This is a genomic window from Algoriphagus chordae (assembly GCF_003254055.1).
In the GTDB taxonomy this organism is placed as follows: Bacteria; Bacteroidota; Bacteroidia; order Cytophagales; family Cyclobacteriaceae; genus Algoriphagus; species Algoriphagus chordae.
Genome location: NZ_QKZT01000005.1, coordinates 118,471 through 137,877, shown reverse-complemented (window position 1 = coordinate 137,877; position 19,407 = coordinate 118,471). Strand labels below are relative to the sequence as shown.

Sequence of the window (19,407 nt, the reverse complement as noted above, 5' to 3'; positions counted from 1 at the left end):
GACGCTTGCTAATCCCAAGCGTTTTTTTATGCTAAAAATTGCTTATTCGCCCATTTATAAACATCCATTGCCAGAAAATCATAGATTTCCAATGGAGAAATATGAGCTGCTCCCTGGTCAGTTATTGTACGAGGGAATTGTAAAAGATGAGAATTTCTTTGAGCCAGTGCCAATAGATGAAAAGTGGATTCTGAATACCCACAGTCTGGAATACTGGGAAAAGCTAAGAGATTTGAAACTTACTAAGTCTGAAGTCCGCGCAACTGGATTTCCTTTGTCTCGAGAACTTGTGGACCGGGAAATCACCATACTGAATGGCTCTGTGCAAGCCGCGGCATTTGCCATGGAATACGGCATAGCAATGAATATAGCAGGTGGCACTCATCATGCATACGCAAATAGAGGTGAGGGTTTTTGCTTATTAAATGATATTGCAGTTACAGCCAATTATTTGATTGAAAATCAATTAGCTAAGAAAATATTGGTAATTGATTTAGATGTACATCAAGGCAATGGAACGGCTAGTATATTCGCTGGAAATCCGGATGTATTCACTTTTAGTATGCATGGTGAAAAGAACTATCCTATGCGTAAGGAACAGTCAGATTTGGATTGCGCCGTCTCAGACGGAATAGCTGATGAGCAATACCTTAGTATCCTTGAATCTCAGTTAGAAATAATATTGAAAATTTTTTCCCCAGATTTTATTATTTATCAATCTGGTGTTGATGTGTTAGAAACAGACAAATTAGGAAGATTGGCTATGACCCTGACTGGTGTGAAAAATCGTGATAGAATAGTCTTGAATCTGGCTAAGTCGCTAAATGTGCCAATCATGTGCTGTATGGGCGGAGGATATTCTTCGAGTATAGCGAAAATCGTAGAAGCTCATTCCCAGGTTTATTGCTTGGCTCAGGAGCTTTATTTTTGAAAGGGCTTCATGTTTTCTCCCATAGATTTTACGTCAATTCTTGTAAAATCAATACTTTCTTTATATTTGCGCCCTTGTAATCAATAACATCAACAAAGTGAAAAGAGGATTAAAACTAATCGGTGCATTGAGCCTTGCTACAATGCTATTATACGGCTGCGATAATGCTGGAACTTCTACTGCGACTGGCGAAGCTACTGTCAAAGAGGTTAAACAAGGTGATTTGAACATTGCTTTTGTTTACACGGATAGCGTAATCAACAAGTATGATTACTTCAAGTCGAAGTCAGAAGAGCTTACAGAAAAAGGAAAAAAATTTGAAGGAGACTTGCAGGGTAGAGCTAGCGGCTTTCAGCAAGAAGTTCAAAACTTCCAGCAAACTGGCGGCAATATGACTGTAAATCAGCAGAGAGCTAAGCAAGAGGAATTGGCTAAGAAGGAGCAAAACTTGATGACTTACCGTGATAATTTGATGCAAGAATTATCCGCTGACGAAGCTGCTTTGTACAGCGAGGTTTACGACCGCGTACAGAACTACTTGAAGACCTATGCTGAGAGCAATGATCTTACGATGATTTTGAGTTACACTAGAGGTGGAGCTGTTTGGTATGGCAATGATGCACTAGACTTAACTGAGTCAGTAATCGAAGGATTGAACAAAGCATACACTGCTGCACCAGCAGACACAGCAAAATAAGTTGAAATACAATTTCATATTAAAAACCCAGCTAGAGGCTGGGTTTTTTTGTGAGAAAATTTGGGTATTTTTGGGGCTCAAACGAAAATTTATAGCATGAAAATCACTGAATTTTTAAAGCATAATTACCGTCACTTCAACGCTGCTGCCTTGATAGATGCCGCTGAAGGGTATAAAAGCCATTTGGATAATGGAGGAAAAATGATGGTCACCTTAGCTGGCGCTATGTCAACTGCTGAGCTAGGTATCTCTCTAGCTGAGATGATCCGTCAGGACAAAATCCAAATTATTACCTGTACTGGAGCAAACCTGGAAGAGGATGTGTTCAATTTGGTAGCGCATGATTATTACGAGCGAATCCCAAATTATCGCGAACTCACACCAGCGCAAGAGCAGGATTTGGTAGAGCGCCATATGAACCGCGTCACGGATACCTGTATCCCGGAAATGGAAGCGATGCGAAGAATTGAAAACGTGATTTTGGAAGAGTGGGTAAAGGCTGATCAGGCTGGAGAATCTTACTTTCCTCATGAATTTTTCTATAAAATCTTACTTTCTGGTAAACTAGAAGAATCTTATCAAATAGATCCAAAGAATAGCTGGTTGCTTGAAGCTGCCAAAAAGAATATCCCGATTATCGTACCAGGATGGGAAGATTCTACATTGGGAAATATGTTTGCAGGTCACGTGATCACAGGAGATGTGAAGAATGTACATACAGTGAGAACTGGCATTGAGTACATGATTTACCTAGCTGATTGGTATACAAATAACGCTACAGAAGAAAGTACTGTAGGATTTTTCCAGATTGGCGGGGGAATTGCAGGAGACTTCCCTATATGTGTGGTGCCGATGTTGCATCAGGATTTGCAAAGGACTAATGTGCCGCTATGGGGCTATTTCTGCCAAATCTCTGATTCGACCACTTCTTACGGTTCGTATTCTGGAGCTGTGCCAAATGAGAAAATCACTTGGGGCAAATTAGGAATCAATACTCCGAAATTTATTATCGAGTCTGATGCAACGATCGTAGCACCTTTGGTATTTGCCATTGTGCTGGATCAATAAACTATGAGAAACTTCAATAACGTGTTCCAAAAGGCAAGTAGCGTAGTGCTCCTTGCTTTTTGCTTTTCATTCAATCTCCAGGCTCAAAAGGTGGTTTCACTATCTGGAGCCAACAGTCCGCAAGATGATATGAATCCTGTTTGGATTGGAGACAATACACTAATTTTTACCCGAGCTTTTCACCCTGATAATATCGGAGGTATTACTGACCCCGGAGATATCTGGATGACCAAAAAGTCTGAGACCGGAGAATGGCAGGAAGCAGTCCATCGAGCAGATTTGAGTACTGATGGCTATGATTTTTCTCTTGGATTGGAGGATTTTCTAACTCTACTAGTGTACCACACTGGGGGAGAAAGATTCGGGATTTACCAATATTCTAAATTTGGGAAGGATTGGAATTTTCTTCGTCAAGTCACTATCTCTGGATTGGAGGGACTCTCTGGTCAGGTCACTGGTCGAGTAGGTTCTGGTGGAAAAGTGATTTTCTTATCTGGAATAGGGAAAGATTCCCGAGGAAATGAGGATATCTACATTTCGGAGAAATTAGGCCCAACTGAATGGTCTTCCCCAGTTAATCTTGGTGGCGCAATCAATACAAAAGGGCAGGAGATGAGTCCTTTCTACGACACGAAGTCTGGGGAATTGTATTTTTCTTCTAATATGCATCAAGGAGCTGAGGGAAAGGATATTTTCATAGCCAAGCATATGGGAGATAGTTGGAATAATTGGTCTGCTCCGGTAAAATGGGATCAGGTAAGTTCTCCGGGATCGGAAGTCTCTGTTACCTTTATAAGTGCAGATGAAGTAGTATGGACAAGTACTCAGAATAGTGATGGATTTGCAGATTTGTTGACTTTTGAAACTATAGTTCCACTTGTTATTCCTGAGGAATTTAAAGCTGCGGCGCCTGAATTACCAACCTCAGTAGCAATAACAGCACAAACAAAAACTGTAGCAGTTGAACCTATTTACCCAGCTTCTACAGTGGGCTTTCCTGAAGTGAAAATGACGGAGCAAGTCACTGAGCTGGAAGAGAATCCTATTTCATGGTTTGTGGTAGATGCCAAAAACAAGACTTTGGTTCCTTTTAGAATCAGCTGGAAAGTAGGAGATACTATGGTTTCTAATACGGCTACAGATTCTCTAAAACTCTCAGATTTGCAAAACTCACAAGTGAAAGAGCTAAAAATAAATGCTGAAGGCTATTTCCCAAAGACGATTTTACTATCTGATATTAAAACTACCGAGCCAACTGTAGTGCTGATGACCAAAGCAGAATCTGGTAGCATTGTATTATTGGAGAATGTGAGTTTCAAACGAGGAACAGCCGAATTGGAAGGCGAGGAGACAAAAGCCTCCTTGGTAGAATTGGCAGCGTTCCTATTGGAAAATCCTTCTTTGAAACTTAGAATACACGGACATACTGATAATGCGGGTGATCCAAGCTTGAATAAGGCGCTTTCTATGGAAAGAGCTGGAAGTGTAAGAGATTTCTTAATTGAACAGGGAGTTCCCTTTGAAAGTATCAGGGTTTCTGGCTGGGGTGGAACTAGACCTTTTGCCTCCAATGCCACTGAAGCTGGCAGAGCAAAAAATAGACGTGTAGAACTTGAGGTAGAACGTTAAGGACCATTGGTGACTTACAGTTACTGAAAAAACAAGTTTTCAGTTCAGGAATCAGTCTCAGTATGCCGATTGAGTCGAAGGTTCTTTCAATTGAGAAACATACTAATTCGAAAAAAAAACGGCTTTGAAATCATCTTTCAAAGCCGTTTTTCGATTATAGAGAATAATCTCCTCTGTAGTCCCGCTGTACAAATTGATTAGCAGGTTCGAAATTAGTAATCTTCATTTTCTTACCATTCCATAATAACTTAATTCCTCTTCCAGGATAATCGAACTGATTTGGATTGTCAGCTTTTGGAGTTCTGTAATCATAACTTCTGATCGCAAGATTTCCCATCAAAACAGATTCAGTAAGAGGACCAGCGATGGAGAATGGAGAACTCAAGTTCTTGTATTCCTCAGAACCATGTCCTGCTATAGCTGCTTCTACCCAGTTATTGTAGTGGCCTCCGTCACCTCCAGGAACTCTATGTAATGTTTGAGGAACATTAGCATCTTTTGTTTTCGAAGTAGGAAGGAGTTGAGGATTCTTACCATAGGTAGAGCACATCATTTTACCTTTGGTACCTTCGATGATTACTCCATTTCCACCATCTCCCATTTGCTCATTTGGAGCCAATTCCTCTGGTCTATTTGGCTGAATACCGCCATCCATCCAGTGGAATTCAAGATCCTCCTTGCCTGGTCTATCAAATCGCAAAGTGATATGCGAAGAAGGAGGACAGCTCTCAGGGAAATAACCTCTCTGGAACTCACCAACATAAACTGATCCTACGGAACATTCTGCAGATTTTGGATAACCCAATCCTAATACTCGGAATGGAGGCTCCATAATATGACAAGCCATATCGCCAAGTGCACCTGTTCCATAATCCCACCAACCTCTCCAGTTGAATGGTACAAGGTTTCCTACATAATCTTTATAAGGTGCAGTTCCTAACCATAGGTCCCAATCCAAATCAGCAGGTGGGCTCACCGGATCTGTTGGCCATTGTATACCTTGAGGCCACACTGGTCTATCTGTCCAAGAATAAACTTTGGTAGCATCACCTATCAATCCTGCGTCGTACCATTCCACCATTTGGCGAACGCCATCTCCTGAGGAACCTTGATTACCCATTTGGGTTACTACTTTATATTTTTTTGCAGCCTCTGTCACCATTCTTGCCTCATAGATGTCGTGAGCAAGTGGTTTTTGAACATAGACATGTTTGCCCATTTTCATGGCTGCCATTGCTGCTACAGCATGCATGTGATCGGGAGTAGATACAGTGACTGCATCAATATTATTTTCCTCCTTTTCCAGCATTTCGCGGAAGTCCTTGTAATATTTTGCTTTAGGATGTAATTCTCTACTTCCTTTGGCTCTAGTGCCATCCACATCACATAGTGCTATAAAATCCGCTTTCTGAGTGTTTGTAATTCCGCGGACATCGCCTCCACCCATTCCACCAACACCAATACTTGCTACGCGAAGTTTATCACTTGGAGCGATGAAACCTGGGCCTCCTAGTACATTTCTTGGAACAATGTAAAATCCAGCAGCTGCTAATGCCGAACCTTTAAGAAATTTTCTCCGGGAATTCCCAGAATTTGAACCATCACTTTTCATTAGATTAATAGTTATGTTAAAGAGGGATATTGATTTTTTGATATGTTTTTGGAATCAGACGTAGGTCTGACTTTCTGAAATTTGAAATTATCAAAAACATGTTACAATCTACTGTCCTTTTGTAAAATACTACTAGAATTCCTAGTTGGATTAGTCGTTTGCAACTGTATTGGTTTTATTATAAAATGACTTAGTCAGGGAAAGATTGTTAAAAAAATAAATTAAGTTTACTCAAATCTTTATTTTATGAAACGTACCCTTTGGACCTTAGCTGCCCTCGCAGCTATATCTATTAGTTCCTGCCAAGCCCCAAATGCAATTAAGCTCGACGAGACTGGCATCATTCCAATTCCAAGTTCAATTTCTTCTCAGTCTGGTGCCTTTGAATTAAGCTCAGGATCATCTGTTCAGTTGATTGGAACTGGCGATGATTTGACGAGAGTTGGGAATTATTTAGCTGAAAAACTACGCCCAGCAACGGGCTATGCTATCCCAGTATCTTCTGAAGATGGAGATATGAAGCTGGAATTAACAAGTGGAGATCCCTCAGAAAAATATACTATTGAAGTTAATGCAGATGCTGTGAAAATCTCCTCTACATCCGCAGCAGGGCTTTATTATGGGATGCAGACCTTGATCAAGGCATTGCCAGTTGAGATTGAAAATACTTCTAAAGTAGCAGGAGAATGGACCATTGGGAATGGTAAAATTGTAGATGAGCCTGAATTTGGCTACAGAGGAGCGATGCTGGATGTAGCTAGACATTTTATAAGTGTTGTAGATGTGAAGCACTTTATAGATCAGATGGGGACATTGAAATTCAACTACCTGCACCTGCACTTGTCAGATGATCAAGGCTGGAGAATAGAAATCAAATCATGGCCAAAACTGACTGAGATTGGTGGAAAAACAGAAGTAGGAGGTGGTGAAGGAGGATTTTTCACACAAGCAGATTATACTGAAATCGTAAATTATGCGGCTGATAGATTTATCACTGTAGTCCCAGAAATCGATATGCCAGGCCATACCAATGCTGCTTTGGCATCCTATGCAGAATTGAATCCTGGGGTGAATTTGCCAGATGGAGATTTTGCTACTATGACCGAGGGTAAAATTGATTTTGATATCCTAGACAAGAGCCCAGAGCCTGCTGAGCTATACACAGGGATAGAAGTTGGCTTTAGTACATTTGCTACCAACAAGGAGATCACCTATACCTTTGTAGAAGATGTGATCAAAGAGTTGGTTGCGCTTACTCCTGGCCCATATATCCATATCGGCGGAGATGAATCACATGTGACGGAAAAGGATGATTACATCTATTTTGTGGAAAGAGTACAGGGAATTGTAACTAAGCATGGTAAAAAGAGCATGGGCTGGGATGAGATCGCAACGGCTAAACTAGCTCCTGGATCTGTTGCTCAATTTTGGGCAAAGGAAGAAAATGCAATAATGGCTAAAGAGCAGGGGAATCAAATTCTAATGTCGCCTGCTAAACGTGCGTACTTAGATATGCAATATGACTCTACCTCGAGGCTTGGTCTTCATTGGGCAGCCTATATTGAGCTTGATGATTCGTACAACTGGGATCCAGCTACCTATGCAGATGGCATTAATAAATCTGATATTTTGGGCGTTGAGGCACCGCTTTGGACTGAAACCATAACCAACCGTGCAGATATAGAATACATGGCTTTTCCTAGATTGGCAGCACTTGCTGAAGTCGCTTGGTCATCCAGTGAGCGTAGAAATTGGGAAGATTTCCAAAAGAGAATTGCTCAGCAGGGTAAACGCTGGGATATCAATGGAATAGGTTTTTATAGATCTCCAAAAGTCAATTGGTAATCCTATACAAACAAATGAAAAGCCCGGTTACGATCGGGTTTTTTGCTGTTTAGAAATTCATATTCTTTGAATTTCATTAAAATGAACCTAATATGGATATTAATTTAGAAACATCTGATCAAGTGACTTGATTGCTATAACTAGAAAACTTTAATGGGCGAATACATTATATCCTTTGCTAACTGGATTTGGGGAACTCCTATGCTTATCATCTTAATGGGAGGTGGATTGCTGTTGTTGGTACACTCAGGCTTTGTTCCCTTTCGCAAAATAGGCCATGCAATAGGGCTCCTAAGAGGCAAATATGATACTGGTTTGGCACCCGGAGATATCACTTCATTTCAAGCTTTGTCTGCGGCTATAGCAGCGACAGTTGGTCTTGGGAATATTAGTGGAGTCGCCATAGCAATCAATATGGGAGGTCCAGGAGCGATTTTCTGGATGTGGGTTTCGGCTTTTGTCGGGATGGCTACCAAGTTTTATACCTGTAGCCTTGCCATTATGTATCGTGGGAAAGATTCAGAAGGTCATGTTCAAGGAGGTCCCATGTATGTCATCGAGGAAGGCATGGGCAAAAAATGGAAATTTCTATCAGTGATTTTTTGTGGAGCAGGTATTTTAGGATTGCTGGCAATTTTCCAAGCCAATCAATTGACTGCTGTACTCAGAACCGTTATCCTCGAACCAGCTGGTTTGGATGAAGGAGATAAAACAAGATGGATAATAGGGATTACGATGATGGTACTTGTTGCTATCGTTATTCTCGGAGGAATCAAAAGAATAGCGGCCGTAGCTGCAAAAATGGTCCCTTTCATGGTAGGCCTTTATTTTGTCACGGTACTGATTATTGTATTCAAATATTTAGGAGATGTACCTGATATGCTTTTGAAAATTGTTACTGATGCATTTACAGGTGAAGCCATGGCTGGTGGAGCAGTAGGAGCGGTGATAATAGTAGGAGCGAGAAGAGCGGCATTTTCCAATGAAGCAGGTATCGGAACAGCTCCTATGGTTCATGGTGCTTCCAAAAATAATGAGCCTATTCGTGAAGGTTTGATTGCGATGCTAGGGCCATTTATTGATACGGTAGTAGTTTGTACGCTTACTGCCCTTGTAATCATGCTAACTGGCGTTTGGGAATCCACCGAGAAAGATGGTGTTCGATTGACGCTAGCTGCCTTCGATATGGCACTTCCATACGTTGGGAGATACCTATTGATGTTGGCCGTGCTGGTTTTTGCACTGTCCACGATGTTTACCTACTCCTATTATGGTCATAAGTGTTTTGGTTATCTCTTTGGTGCCAAAAGAGCAGATTACTACAATTATTTCTATTTGATCACGATTGTAGCAGGGGCTGTAGCATCTCTTGATGTGGTGATAAGTCTGGTAGATGGCATGTATGCGATTATGGCTGTGCCAACGATGATTTCGACTTTCTACTTAGCGCCGAAGGTAAAGGTAGCGATGAAAGATTATTTCCAGAGAATGAAAAAAGCATAACATGAATATCCTGGTTTCTCCTAATGCATTCAAAGGCACTATGACTGCTCGTGAAGCAGGAGAAATCATTCAAGGCTTTGTCAAAGAGAAGTTTCCAAAATTCACTACGAAGCTACTTCCCATTGCAGATGGAGGAGATGGGACCTGCGAGCTTTTGACTGAGATATTGGGCTTAGAGAAAAAGCTAGTGTGGTCACTTGATCCCTTTGGAAGACCAGTTCCAAGTTACTTTGGCTGGGACCCGTATTCCCGTAAAGCCTATATTGACGTCTCTACAGCTTCAGGAATTGCTTCGTTAGGAAATGAAGCATTGAATCCTGATGTCGCTTCTAGCTATGGAACAGGCTTGCTATTGAGGGAGGCAATCGATCATGGTGCAGAGGAAATAGTACTCGGACTTGGTGGAACTGCCACCGTAGATTTGGGGATTGGGATATTGGCTGCGCTAGGGATTAGTTTCTTGGATGAAAATGGTAGAGAGTTAACACTGTTTGCTCCTAAATATCTTGCTAAGATTCGGCATATACAGAAATCTCCTAGGATTCCGAAAGTTAAATTCTCCTGCCTTTGTGATGTCAAGAATACTTTTTTTGGAGCTAAAGGAGCAATTCCTGTTTTTGGTCCTCAAAAAGGTGTCTTGCCAAATGAAATTGAAGAATTCGAGTCACTTTGTGGATCAGTAATCAATAGGCTTTTCGAAAAGCAAAATAAAGTTTTTATAGATCAGCCTGGGTTTGGGGCAGCGGGAGGAATTGCCTTGGGTTTATCGGCATTTTTTGATACTGAAATCAAATTTGGTTCAGCATATTTTTTCGAGAAAGTAAAGCTAGAGTCTGCGGTGAATTGGGCAGAATACATTATCACTGGAGAAGGAAAGTATGATAACCAATCCACTGAAGGTAAAGCTTGCTATGAACTAATGCAATTAGCTCATAATCAATCAAAAAAAATAGCATTAATCAGCTCAGGGTCTGAGTCTGGAAAAGACTTGTTTGATCAAGTTTTGACCTTGCCCGATTTAGATTTTTCAGCACAAGATTATAAAAATAAGTCCAGACAAAATCTCCAAGCTTTACTGGCAAGTGAATTTTCTCTGGACTTTTGAAGTGCTGCTAATTATACTCTGTGATGATCCGCCTTCCAGTTTTTTATGCTTTTTTTGATTTCTTTTGGAGCGGTAGTTTCTTTGATGGACTTATCCATTAAGGCCAAAAATTCCTCATCCCCAGCAAATCTTAAAGCAATGATTTGAGGTGAAGTCAGAAGACTTTCTTTTTCGAAAAAAGGCGTTCCGGTGAGATAGAAATAGCGTTGTCTCATCTCTAGGCGTATGATTCTGTTCTGGTTTTTGAGCGCATAGATCCTAGGAAGATAAGAAACCAATAGGACGATCAATGCTAGTAACAGGAAGTAAAAGCTATCTGATACTGTGTCTGAGGTGCTGAAATCCATTCTTGCGACTGTCCATCCTAAGAATATCAGGGTCATAGGCATTATGACAAAATGATGAAGCGGATATAGCTTAGCGTGGTTTTCGAAATTCTGTGGTTTTGTCATTTTATTGGGCATAAAAAAAGGAGGCGTTAACCTCCTTCTTTGTAAAATATAAGATATTAATGATCAGCTTTTTTCTTTTTTGAGAAAGTGCTTCGGGTGTCTATTGCAGTAATACCGGCTCCAAGACCGATTAATATACATACAATTACAAGAAAAGTTTGGGCTCCTCCAGCAATTGGCGAAGTGAAAACATTAAGTAGTGTCATCATCAGTTTGTTGATTTTCTAAATATAGCTCGAAGATAATTTCTTAATGTCAATTAACCAAAGGATTCTAGTTAATCAAACATATCGTCATCAAATTCCTCTTCTTCGTCATCATCATCGAAATCTACGATGTTGTCATCGATAAATTCATTTTCTTCGTCGAGATCATACTCGTCTTCAAAATCATTATCGAAATCATCATCATTTAAATCATCGTCATTTTCATAATCGTCGTCAAAATCCTCCATAGTAGTTTAGATAGGGGTGTTTTTAATTGTTGAACGATACGAATTAAAGTAAAAAAAGTAATTCCTACAATACTGTAGATTTATTTTTTTCAAAGGGATTAGTCCCTAGTTAATTTCTCTGTTTACCAGGGGAGTAAACTGTGATTTCGATACTAAGGAGAAATTGGTTTGAAGAAGAATTATGGATCCTAATGAGGATTGATTGATAACAATCCTATTAAGTTCAATTAGCTTTTTCAGGCAAAAAAAGACCCTGAAATGGGTCAATTAAAAATAGATTGAATGTATTTTTTTATCAGGGGTTTCGAAAGGTAGTCCTTTACCATGCTGTATCTACTTGCTTTGACGATGTCTCTTTCATCCACAGAACTACTCAAAATGTAGATTTTCGCTTCGTTTTGATCTGAGCTCAGGCTGTCAAGAAAATCCCAACCTGTCATTCCCGGCATATTGAGATCTAAAAACAAGTAATTAGGCCTAATAGCCTTTATTTCCTGTAAGGCGACCTTGGCGCTCTGGTACTTATAAAATTGACACGGTTCTTTCACATTTCTAGAAATGAGTTTTTCAGTAACAAAAGTACTGATAGGGTCGTCATCAATTAAGACAATGGTTAACATCGAAATGCAAAAATAAGTGGTTGAAATGCAGTATTACTAATACAAAAGTACTAGGTAATTAATATTTTACAAATATTTTGCCAAATAAGACAACAAACTATTATAAAATCATATTGGAATCGGTAGAATCCTCCGGAATTACTTCATATTTCTAAGTTTTGTATTTCTGCCGGGAATGTGCAGTGCACAACTGAAAAAATGCTGTATAGGATTATTGGCTGTCCTTGACTTTATAGAGGAAGTATTCTATGATTTTGTCGGTGGTTTTCAAAACTTTCTTACTCTTAGTTTTTTGATTGCTGACTTCAGTGACTCCTGTTAAGGTCATTAATAACTTATCTTCTTTTTGGTCTATGAAATCTACAATTACTTGTACCAATTCGTAGGTACTTGTCTTGACATTACTTTGGTTGTTAAAGTAAGGATTGTACATCCAGGGATCCCAAACTCTATATCCCCAGTATGGGTATGGATTATTGTTTTGGTAACTATCTCTTTTTCTAGGATCTTCGTTTGATGTATATCGAATGACAAGCTCAGGCGTAGTTTTATCATAAATCAATCCTTGAGATTCTAGGGCTTCCTTCAAATGAATTTGCACTTGGGTATCTATGAATTGAGAAGAAAAACCCCTCATACCAACTTCCTGATTAATAATCACAAATGATTTGTAAGGTTTTTTAAGGGGCATTTCATTATTCTCCTCAAAAATCTCAATGGCACTGCATGAGCTCATTGTGATCAAAATCACAAGGGTAGTGATGAGTTGACTTGGCTGTATACGATTCATTATTTTAGCTTTTCAATCCTAAACGTGGCATGTACTTGAAGGTTAGAATTTACTATTTAACGAAAAACTTCCCGCTATTATTCGAGAAATTTTGTTTGTCTTCCTTATCAAATGCTACTTTTGCCCAAAGTATAAACTATGAATAGACCTGATTTTGATGATATTTTCATGGAGTTGGCTGTTAATTTAGCCAAGCGATCGCATTGTATCAAGAAGCATGTGGGAGCTGTTCTCACCAAAGACACTCGAATTATTTCCATAGGATATAATGGCCCTCCGGCCGGCACCCACAATTGTGACGTAGAATTTCCAGTGAATGGTTGTGCTCGTGATAGCAAGGGTAGTTGTTCGCTTGCGCTTCATGCGGAGCAAAATGCCATTCTTTATGCTGTGAAAAACAATACAGCAGTGGAAGGCTCCACACTCTTTGTGACTCTATCTCCCTGTTTGGCCTGTGCTAGAATAATTTTCTCTATGGGTATTTCAAGAGTGATTTTCTTATTCTCCTATGCAGAATACAAGGGGATAGGATCTGACGAAGGAGTGGAGTTCTTAAGGAAATTTGGCGTGCAGGTAGATAAATACGAAAAAACCTTAGAAGTAAACGATCAGTTGGTCTAAAGGAAATTGACTTCAGGATGAATGCTAATACCGAACTTCTCTAGTACGGATTGCTGTATTTTGGTAGCTAAGTTTTTGATCTCATTACCATCTCCGTCACCATAGTTTACGAGAACAAGTGGTTGCTTGGCGTGAACACCGATTTCCCCGAATCGCTTTCCTTTCCAGCCGCATTGCTCTATCAACCAAGCCGCAGGTACTTTTACTCCTTCTTCGTTTGGATAGCCTGGGATTGTCGGGTGTTGATTTTTCAATTCCTCAAATTTCTCTGTTGGTATCGTCGGGTTTTTGAAAAATGAACCCGAATTTCCGATTTCCTTAGGATCTGGAAGTTTAGATTGACGGATTTGAATTACCGCGTCAGAAATCGCCTTTAAACTTAATTTGCTTATTCCAGAAGCTTCCAGCGTTTCTTTTATTGCACCATATTCTGTGTGAAATTCCGGTTCTTTTCTCAGTCGAAAAACCACAGAACAAATCACATACTTTCCTTTCAATTCATGTTTGAAGACACTTTCTCTGTAGCCAAAATTACATTGTTCAGCATTGAACTCTTCAAGCTCCAGGGTATCTCTGTTCAGTGCTTTTAGACTGGAAAATACGTCCTTGATTTCCACCCCATAAGCACCAATATTCTGCATTGGAGAGGCACCCACCGTTCCTGGGATTAGGGAAAGGTTTTCAATTCCTGCCCAATTATTTTCGATGGATTTTAGCACAAACCTATGCCAATTGACTCCAGCACCAACCTCTATCCAATAGAAATCTTCATCCTCATTCACAACTTCAATTCCCTCAATCTCAATTTTGATCACTAAAGCTTCTTGATCTTGGGTCAAAAGGATGTTACTTCCACCACCCAATATTAAGGGGTTGATATTCTGAGATTTAGCCCAGGACAAGGCTTCTTTGAGTTCCTCGGAAGAATTTACTGACACAAAAAATCTTGCATTTTTAGCAATTCCAAAGGTGTTGTATGTCTTGAGGGAGATGTTTTCTAGTATATTCATATATGAAGTCTGCCTTGCGAAATAAGCAAGATTTTGCTCTAATAGAAAATGAAATATTTCAATTGAACCTATTACATGAAAGAATTGGTCATAAATGGCGTACGGATCAGACCCGGCCAATCGATGAATATAGAAATTGCCATCGCCAAACTCCCTACCCACACATTAATTGACCTTCCTATTTTCATCCGCTCCTCCAAGGAACCTGGTCCAGTAGTCCTGATTTCTGGTGGAGTCCATGGAGATGAGATCAATGGAGTTGTGACTGCGAAAAGACTATTGGAGGAGGTTGATGAAGGGCTAGAGTTGCTCAAAGGCACTTTGATATTTATCCCATTGGTGAATATCTATGGCTTTCTCTCCAATAGCAGAACTTTTCCAGATGGGAGAGACCTTAACCGGAGTTTTCCAGGAAGTAAAAAAGGATCCTTGGCAGCAAGCATTGCTTATATTCTAAGCAATGAGATTATCCCTCAAATAGATTATGGGATCGATTTCCATACGGGTGGTCGCATGCTTGGCAATTTCCCTCAGGTACGGGTAGATTACAAAGATAAGATAGCTGTAGAGCTGGCACGGGCCTTTGGGACACACTATGTGGTCAACTCAAAGTACATTGAGAAATCCTTTAGAAAAGAGGCCTTCAAGGCTGGAAAGCATATCATGGTCTTTGAGGGAGGCGAATCCATGCGTCTCGATGAATATGGTATCGAAGAAGGAGTCAATGGCACCAAGCGTATGTTGGCTAGTCTTGGCATGTTGGCAGATGCTCCTGCAGCACAAGATTGTATTTTTCTCAAAGAAAGCAATTGGGTGCGCGCCAAGGCCTCAGGGATTTTCAATTCCAGTGTGAAAGTAGGAGAATCGGTTAGGAAGGGGCAGATCTTGGCACGAATTTCGGATCCATATGGGCAGATTAAAATCCCTGTGAAGTCTCCAACAAATGGCCATATTATCGGAATGAACAATAATCCGGTGATTAATGCTGGTGACGCTTTGATTCATATTGGTAAAGAATAAAAGGCCAAGAAAATTATCTTAAATGCTATTTATCAGAGATATATGAATTTATTAGAAGATTTTTTAAGCGTAAGAAATCACTCCTTGAAACTGTGTAGCCATCTAATCACGGAGGATTTTAGCCTACAGGCTTCAGAAGAAGTAAGTCCTCCAAAATGGCATTTAGCGCATACAACTTGGTTCTTTGAGCAATTTATTTTAGTACCAAATGAACCCAGTTATGTGGTCAAACATCCCCAATTTAACTTCCTTTTCAACTCCTATTATAATAGGCTAGGAGCGAGAACAGCTAGAAATCAGCGGGGTCTCATGTCGCGCCCATCTGTGGATGAGGTGAGGATTTATCGCGCGTATGTGGATGAGGCGATGCAAAATTTGATTCGAAAAAACATTCCTGCGATTAACGAGTTGGTAATCCTAGGAATGAATCATGAGCAGCAACATCAGGAATTATTGGTAACGGATTTGAAATACAGTCTTTGGTTTAACCCTTTGAATCCGAGTGTAATGGATATCAATGAGTATTCACCTGAACCTAAGTCAACTTGGGTGTCTGTAGATGCTGGAGTTTATGAAATTGGCTATACAGACAATGGTTTTTGCTACGATAATGAATTGAATCCGCATAAAGTTTACATCAATGACTTTGCGATTTCTACAGCGCTGCTTACAAATCAGGAGTACTTGGAATTTATGAATGCTGGTGGATATGAAAATCCCACTTATTGGCATGACGAGGGCTGGGGATGGAGTAAGGAACTCCAAGTAAAAGCGCCTTTGTATTGGGAGTTTCAAGATGGAGCTTGGTATTATTACACATTGAATGGATTAAAACCAATTGATCTTGACGCACCTGTCGCTCATGTGAATTTCTATGAAGCCTCAGCTTATGCATCTTGGAGAGGCATGAGACTGCCCACGGAATTTGAGTGGGAAGTAGCCCAAAATCAAGTTGAATGGGGGAAACGATGGGAATGGACAAATTCTGCTTATTTGCCTTATCCGGGCTTTAAGGTGGCTCCAGGAGCAATAGGAGAGTACAATGGGAAATTTATGATAAACCAAATGGTGTTACGTGGCGCTTCAGTAGCAACTTCTGAAGGACATTCCAGACCAACTTATAGAAACTTTTTTCATCCAAAATACAGATGGCAATTTATGGGCATTCGCTTAGCCAAATCCCTTTAATTTATGAACGCAAAAAATACGGATTTCGGAACCTTTACCCAAGATGTTATGCTTGGTCTTAATTCAAGCCCGAAAACTTTACCATCCAAGTATTTCTATGACGCCAAAGGCGATAAGCTGTTTCAGCAGATTATGGCCTTGCCGGAGTATTACCTTACGCGAAAGGAATATGAAATATTAGAAGGTCAACACAAACAAATTTTAGCAGAAATCCTTGCGCAAGGGAAGCCATTTAATTTGGTAGAGCTTGGTGCAGGAGATGGCTTGAAAACTAAAATTCTGTTGAGATATCTGACCCAATTGAAAGTGGAGTTCACCTATTATCCAGTGGATTTCTCAGGTTCTGTGCTGGAAGAATTGGAGGAAAGTCTAGCGAAGGAGCTTCCAGAATTAGTAGTCAAACCTCTTCAGGATACCTATAGAGATTCGCTGAAGAAGCAGGTCTGGGAAGATGGCAGACCAAATCTGATTTTATTTATGGGTGCTAACCTGGGGAATTTCGGAGTGGACGAAGCCAAGAATATCATTGATCATTTGCGTGTAGGGACTAAGAAAGGAGATTTGGTTTTGTTGGGGTTTGACTTAAAAAAGAACCCTCAGACTATCTTGGATGCCTATCATGATGAGCAAGGTGTAACGCGTGAGTTTAATATGAATTTGCTAGATAGAATAAATAATGAACTAGACGCTGATTTTGACCGGGAGTCATTTGTTCATTGGCCTACCTATAATCCTGTGAGTGGGGAATGCAGAAGCTATCTAGTTTCTCAAAAATCTCAGGAGGTGACTATTGGAGCATTAAACCAAACATTTCAGTTTGAAGCCTTCGAGTCGATTTTCACTGAAATTTCTAAAAAGTATAGCTTATCAGAGATTAGCCACTTAGCCTCTTTGGGCGGTTTTGAAGTGAAGGAAAATTTTATTGATTCCGAAGGTTATTTTGCAGATGTGTTGTGGGAAAAGAAATAAAAAAAGCACTGATTTCTCAGTGCTTTTTCATTTCTAATAGTTAAGTTTTTAACTGAAATACCGCTTCAATCCTTCTATTCTTTCGTCTAATTCAGCTTCCACTTTTCTGTAATCTGAAACATTAGCCAACGGCGCATTTACAGAGAAATAGTATTTGATTTTTGGTTCAGTACCTGATGGTCTAGCAGAGATCTTACTTCCGTCAGCTAGATAGAACTGCATCACGTTTGACTTGTCCATATCGAGCTTTTCTGTCTTGCCGGATTTTACATCTTTTACCGTGCTTTCTTTCACATCGACGATTTTTGCTACAGCAATTCCATTCATCTCAGCTGGTGGATGGTGACGGAAATCAGTCATCAAAGCCTGGATTTGCTCCGCACCGTCTTTTCCTTTTTTGGTAACAGAGATAAGAGACTCCTTATAGAATCCAAACTGATTGTATATCTCAGCCAGCACATCAAAAACTGTTTTTCCCTGTGTTTTATAATAGGCTATCAATTCAGCGACCATAGAGCAGGCACTTACTCCGTCTTTGTCACGGACAAAATCTCCTATCAGGTAGCCGTAAGATTCTTCACCTCCTCCGATGAAAGTTTCCTTGCCTTCGAGATCCTTGATGATAGCAGCGATATTTTTGAATCCAGTCAATACAGAGAAGCATTTTACCCCAAATCCTTCACAGATTTTATCAATCAATTCGGTCGTAACAATTGTGTTGACCATGAATTGCTTGCCATCTAGTTTGCCCGCTTTTTTCCATTGACTCAACAGGTAATAAGTAAGCAATGCACCGGTTTGGTTACCATTCAACAATTCGAATTCTCCGGAAGAATTTGGCACAGCCGCAGCATAGCGATCTCCATCTGGATCACAAGCTAAAACCAATTCTGCATTTACTTCTTTTCCGAGCTTCAAAGAAAGCGTCAAAGCCTCAGCTTCTTCAGGGTTAGGATAGATTACCGTTGGAAAATTACCATCTGGCTCAGCCTGCTCTTTTACGATATGTACATTGTCGAAGCCAAATGCTTTTATGGCAGCAGGAACCATTTTGCCAGAGGCTCCATGAATCGGAGAAAAAACAATCGGCATATCCTTCTGTGCTGCAATAGCATCAGGGGCTAAGCTCAAACCTTTGACAAGCTTCATGTAAATCTCGTCGAAGTCTTCCTCTATATATTGGAAAAGGGCATCATTCTTATCCCAATTCACGTCGTCAAATGAAGTGATTTTCTTCACTTCGTCGATTATATTTTTATCGTGTGGAGCGACAACCTGCGCACCATCGTCCCAATAAGCCTTATAGCCATTGTATTCCTTAGGGTTGTGGGAAGCCGTGATCATTACGCCACTTTTGCATTCATAGTGCCTCACAGCAAAGGAAAGCATAGGAGTAGGGCGCATTTCTTTGAAGTACAATACGTGAATGCCGTTCGCGGTCAAAACATTTGCAGTAGTCGTAGCGAAAAGCGTGTTGTTGATTCTACAATCGTGCGTGATCGCTACGCGGATAGTTTCGCCAGGAAAACACTGCAGTAGATAATTAGCCAGTCCCTGAGTTGCCATGCCGATGGTATAGACATTCATTCGATTGGTTCCTACACCCATCAGGCCTCTCAGGCCACCCGTACCAAATTCTAAATCTTGGTAGAATGAGTCCGTTAATTCAGTTGGGTTTTGATCAATAAGGCTGCGGATTTGGGCTTTCGATTCTTCGTCGATATTGCCAGTAAGCCAAGAGTCTGCTTTGGCTAGGATGTTAGGGTCTATGCTTGTCATGAGGTAAAAATTGTTTCAGGTCTAAGATATAGAAAATCACAAAATATGCCATTCCCTAGTTTGAAATCATCTTGAGTAGAAGCGAAATAATTGTTAAGAGGTGAAATTCTGCTT

The 19,407-nt window shown here is 40.3% G+C and carries 18 protein-coding genes; 11 read left to right on the top strand and 7 right to left on the bottom strand.

Features of this window, described 5'->3' with window-relative positions; genetic code table 11:
* Positions 1–28 precede the first annotated feature (28 nt).
* The 4 genes from LV85_RS07105 (at position 29) to LV85_RS07090 (ending at position 4,325) form a co-directional block, all read left to right on the top strand.
* Positions 29–931, top strand: coding sequence for a histone deacetylase family protein (locus LV85_RS07105; RefSeq protein ID WP_111317598.1), 903 nt, complete (start codon positions 29–31; stop codon positions 929–931).
* Positions 932–1,028: 97 nt separating this feature from the next.
* Entirely contained in the window at positions 1,029–1,628 is a 600-nt protein-coding gene (locus tag LV85_RS07100; RefSeq protein ID WP_170125607.1) for an OmpH family outer membrane protein, read from the top strand.
* Positions 1,629–1,724: 96 nt separating this feature from the next.
* Positions 1,725–2,696: a deoxyhypusine synthase family protein gene (locus LV85_RS07095; RefSeq protein WP_111317596.1), complete on the top strand. Its 972-nt coding sequence runs from the start codon at positions 1,725–1,727 to the stop codon at positions 2,694–2,696.
* Between the two features lie 3 nt (positions 2,697–2,699).
* Positions 2,700–4,325, top strand: a complete 1,626-nt coding sequence (locus LV85_RS07090) for an OmpA family protein (RefSeq protein WP_111317594.1) — start codon at positions 2,700–2,702, stop codon at positions 4,323–4,325.
* A gap of 154 nt (positions 4,326–4,479) precedes the next feature.
* Here the strand turns inward: LV85_RS07090 and LV85_RS07085 are convergent, their stop codons facing one another.
* The gene (locus LV85_RS07085) at positions 4,480–5,937 is read right to left on the bottom strand and encodes a Gfo/Idh/MocA family protein (RefSeq protein WP_111317592.1); all 1,458 of its coding nucleotides are present in this window, start codon (positions 5,935–5,937) and stop codon (positions 4,480–4,482) included.
* Positions 5,938–6,183: 246 nt separating this feature from the next.
* On the opposite strand from LV85_RS07085, the gene LV85_RS07080 reads away from it, so the two are divergent.
* The 3 genes from LV85_RS07080 (at position 6,184) to LV85_RS07070 (ending at position 10,390) form a co-directional block, all read left to right on the top strand.
* Complete coding sequence (locus LV85_RS07080; protein ID WP_111317590.1) at positions 6,184–7,782, top strand: family 20 glycosylhydrolase; 1,599 nt, start codon at positions 6,184–6,186, stop codon at positions 7,780–7,782.
* A gap of 153 nt (positions 7,783–7,935) precedes the next feature.
* Positions 7,936–9,285: an alanine/glycine:cation symporter family protein gene (locus LV85_RS07075; protein ID WP_111317588.1), complete on the top strand. Its 1,350-nt coding sequence runs from the start codon at positions 7,936–7,938 to the stop codon at positions 9,283–9,285.
* Between the two features lies 1 nt (position 9,286).
* Entirely contained in the window at positions 9,287–10,390 is a 1,104-nt protein-coding gene (locus LV85_RS07070) for a glycerate kinase family protein (protein WP_111317586.1), read from the top strand.
* Between the two features lie 11 nt (positions 10,391–10,401).
* On the opposite strand, the gene LV85_RS07065 is transcribed toward LV85_RS07070, so the two are convergent.
* The 4 genes from LV85_RS07065 to LV85_RS07055 all read right to left on the bottom strand — a co-directional run bounded on the left by LV85_RS07065 (position 10,402) and on the right by LV85_RS07055 (position 12,706).
* Complete coding sequence (locus tag LV85_RS07065) at positions 10,402–10,842, bottom strand: DUF6526 family protein (RefSeq protein ID WP_111317888.1); 441 nt, start codon at positions 10,840–10,842, stop codon at positions 10,402–10,404.
* Between the two features lie 277 nt (positions 10,843–11,119).
* Positions 11,120–11,296, bottom strand: a complete 177-nt coding sequence (locus tag LV85_RS22155; RefSeq protein WP_170125606.1) for a hypothetical protein — start codon at positions 11,294–11,296, stop codon at positions 11,120–11,122.
* 263 nt (positions 11,297–11,559) lie between these two features.
* Entirely contained in the window at positions 11,560–11,916 is a 357-nt protein-coding gene (locus tag LV85_RS07060; protein ID WP_111317584.1) for a response regulator, read from the bottom strand.
* Positions 11,917–12,127: 211 nt separating this feature from the next.
* A complete protein-coding gene (locus tag LV85_RS07055; protein ID WP_170125605.1) occupies positions 12,128–12,706 on the bottom strand; it encodes a DUF4136 domain-containing protein in 579 nt (192 codons plus the stop codon).
* Between the two features lie 138 nt (positions 12,707–12,844).
* Between LV85_RS07055 and LV85_RS07050 the strand changes: the two genes are divergently transcribed.
* Positions 12,845–13,327, top strand: coding sequence for a deoxycytidylate deaminase (locus tag LV85_RS07050; protein ID WP_111317582.1), 483 nt, complete (start codon positions 12,845–12,847; stop codon positions 13,325–13,327).
* Here the strand turns inward: LV85_RS07050 and murB are convergent.
* Complete coding sequence (gene murB, locus LV85_RS07045; protein WP_111317580.1) at positions 13,324–14,337, bottom strand: UDP-N-acetylmuramate dehydrogenase; 1,014 nt, start codon at positions 14,335–14,337, stop codon at positions 13,324–13,326. The genes LV85_RS07050 and murB overlap by 4 nt on opposite strands.
* Before the next feature lie 75 nt (positions 14,338–14,412).
* Between murB and LV85_RS07040 the strand changes: the two genes are divergently transcribed.
* From LV85_RS07040 to LV85_RS07030, 3 genes are read left to right on the top strand one after another with little or no spacing between them, the layout of a single operon-like run.
* Positions 14,413–15,357: a succinylglutamate desuccinylase/aspartoacylase family protein gene (locus tag LV85_RS07040; RefSeq protein WP_111317578.1), complete on the top strand. Its 945-nt coding sequence runs from the start codon at positions 14,413–14,415 to the stop codon at positions 15,355–15,357.
* A 42-nt stretch (positions 15,358–15,399) separates the two neighbouring features.
* On the top strand, positions 15,400–16,545 hold the full coding sequence (gene egtB / locus LV85_RS07035; RefSeq protein ID WP_111317576.1) for an ergothioneine biosynthesis protein EgtB: 1,146 nt from the start codon (positions 15,400–15,402) through the stop codon (positions 16,543–16,545).
* Between the two features lie 3 nt (positions 16,546–16,548).
* A complete protein-coding gene (locus LV85_RS07030; protein ID WP_111317574.1) occupies positions 16,549–17,514 on the top strand; it encodes an L-histidine N(alpha)-methyltransferase in 966 nt (321 codons plus the stop codon).
* A 48-nt stretch (positions 17,515–17,562) separates the two neighbouring features.
* Here the strand turns inward: LV85_RS07030 and LV85_RS07025 are convergent, their stop codons facing one another.
* Entirely contained in the window at positions 17,563–19,293 is a 1,731-nt protein-coding gene (locus tag LV85_RS07025) for a phospho-sugar mutase (protein ID WP_111317572.1), read from the bottom strand.
* Positions 19,294–19,407: the final 114 nt, after the last annotated feature.